At 41.1% G+C, this 2,143-nt stretch carries 2 protein-coding genes; both read left to right on the forward strand.

Features of this window, described 5'->3' with window-relative positions; all coding sequences use genetic code 11:
* Positions 1 to 248 precede the first annotated feature (248 nt).
* Complete coding sequence (locus tag QWT87_RS20955; protein WP_302718672.1) at positions 249 to 1,028, forward strand: tyrosine-type recombinase/integrase; 780 nt, start codon at positions 249 to 251, stop codon at positions 1,026 to 1,028.
* Positions 1,025 to 2,143, forward strand: a 1,119-nt coding sequence (locus QWT87_RS20960) for an IS91 family transposase (protein ID WP_302718674.1), incomplete at its 3' end; no start/stop codon positions are given. The genes QWT87_RS20955 and QWT87_RS20960, both read left to right, overlap by 4 nt.

Here is a 2,143-nt window from a genome sequence, read left to right on the forward strand (position 1 = left end):
TGTTGAACTAAACCTTCGGTAGCTTTACCCTTGCGCATATTTTAGTTACTTTGTAAAGATAATTAAAAAATCACTAGAATGGCAACAAAAAAAAGAGTTTAGAAGCGCTTAGAGAAAACAAACTCATCAATCAGGCAAAGCGCGAAGTTCCAGGTTTTACAGAACTTTTAGGTCGATTTGAACGTACCGTTTCGGTTTTGGGGCGTAGTCAAAGCACGTTCAACAATTACTCTAGACACGTCGCGTCGGTGTCGCTACATTTCGGGAAAATTCCTACAGAATTGGATCCCGAGCAAATTCACGATTACCTTTTTTACCTTCAGAAAAAATCTAAATCGCCTTCGCAATCGTATTTTAAACACACCGTTTACGGACTTCGATTTCTGCTAAAATCGGAAGGTTTGAGCTATGATTATTTGAGTCTTCCGGAAATTAAAAAAGAGAAAAAACTGCCTGTAGTGCTTAGTAAACAGGAGGTTTGGCAGATGTTGTCCGGCTGTAAACTTCTGAAACATAAAATCTTAATCGGGATTCTTTACGGCTGCGGATTGCGATGTATGGAAGTTCGAAATCTCCGTTTGTGCGACTTAGATTTCGACCGAAAACAACTCAAAGTGGTTCAGGGAAAAGGCAAAAAAGACCGCTATTTACCACTTTCCGAGCATTTGATTCGTGGACTCAAAAAGTATATCGAAGCTGAAAAACCAGAAAATTATCTCTTTGGAGAACCTCGTGGAGGGCGTGCTGGTGGCGATTTCGATTCCCGTTACTCCCAGCGCGGCGTTCAGTGGGCGGTAAAGCAGGCATCAAAAACGGCAAACATCCTGAAAGATGTGAGTGTTCATACGCTTCGGCACAGTTTTGCGACGCATCTTCTGGAAGATGGGATGGATATTTTGAGCATCAAAAATCTCCTCGGCCACGAAAGTATTGACACGACGCTGGTTTATCTCCAAATTGCACAACTTTCCACACAAAAACTCTTTTCACCGCTCGATACTTTGTTTTCGGAATTTGGGAAAAAATGAGAGGTTTTAAAACCATAAAAAAACAGCCAACTCAACCACAATCTCAATCTCAACCTCAATACGAAGTCGCCGATGTTTTAAACAAATTAGGTTCAAAATTGGAAAATTTAGAACTTAATTCTTGGCAGTTAAGAACTTTATTTGCCTTAAAAAAGTGCAGAACTTCGGCTTTGGGAGGACATATCGATGCTTGTGATGAATGTGGAGATGTAAGCATCAGTTACAACTCCTGCCGAAACCGTCACTGCCCAAAATGTCAGGGCAAAAACCGTGAAAAGTGGATTGGGATGAGGGAAAACGAACTGCTTCCGGTACCTTATTTCCACGTGGTTTTTACGCTTCCGGATGTATTGAACAAAACCGCACTTCACGAGCCCAAGATGTTGTATGATATATTGTTTGAATCGGCTTGGGAAACCCTTCAAACGTTTGGCAAAAACAAAAATCTCCAAATGGGAATGATTGCTGTTTTGCACACTTGGGGACAGAATTTGAGTCTTCATCCGCATTTGCACTGCATTGTTCCGGGCGGTGGTGTGGATGAAAGCGGAGCTTGGAAAAATCTACGTTCAGACGGCAAATTTTTGTTTTCGGTAAAGGCTTTGAGTAAAGTTTTCAGGGCTAAATTTTGTGAGAAACTAAAAGATAAAAATCTTGAAGAATATCCCAAAATCAGGCGAAATCTGTGGGAAAAACCTTGGGTAGTTTACGCCAAAAAGCCTTTTGGAAGCCCAAAATCGGTGGTGGAATATTTGGGTCGTTATTCCCACAAAATCGCCATCAGCAACCAGAGAATCAGAAAAATTGATGTGGAGACGGTCACTTTTTCTTACAAAGATTACCGCCAAAAAGGCATCAAAAAACAGATGGTTTTGAGCCACGAGGAGTTTATCCGCCGTTTTGCGATGCATATTTTGCCGAAAAGATTTGTGAAAATCCGTCATTATGGTTTTTTGAGCAGCACTTGGAAACGAATTAAGCTTAAAAATCTGCAACAAAATTTAGGCATCCAGCCCAAAGAAAAGCTTCCGCCAAAAGCTTTTCAGCCGAAATGCAGTTGTTGTAAAACAGGGAATTTAGTCACCATTGCAATGTTTGATTTGAGGGGACCGCCA

Source organism: Chryseobacterium urinae, from assembly GCF_030518295.1.
Lineage (GTDB): Bacteria > Bacteroidota > Bacteroidia > Flavobacteriales > Weeksellaceae > Chryseobacterium > Chryseobacterium mucoviscidosis.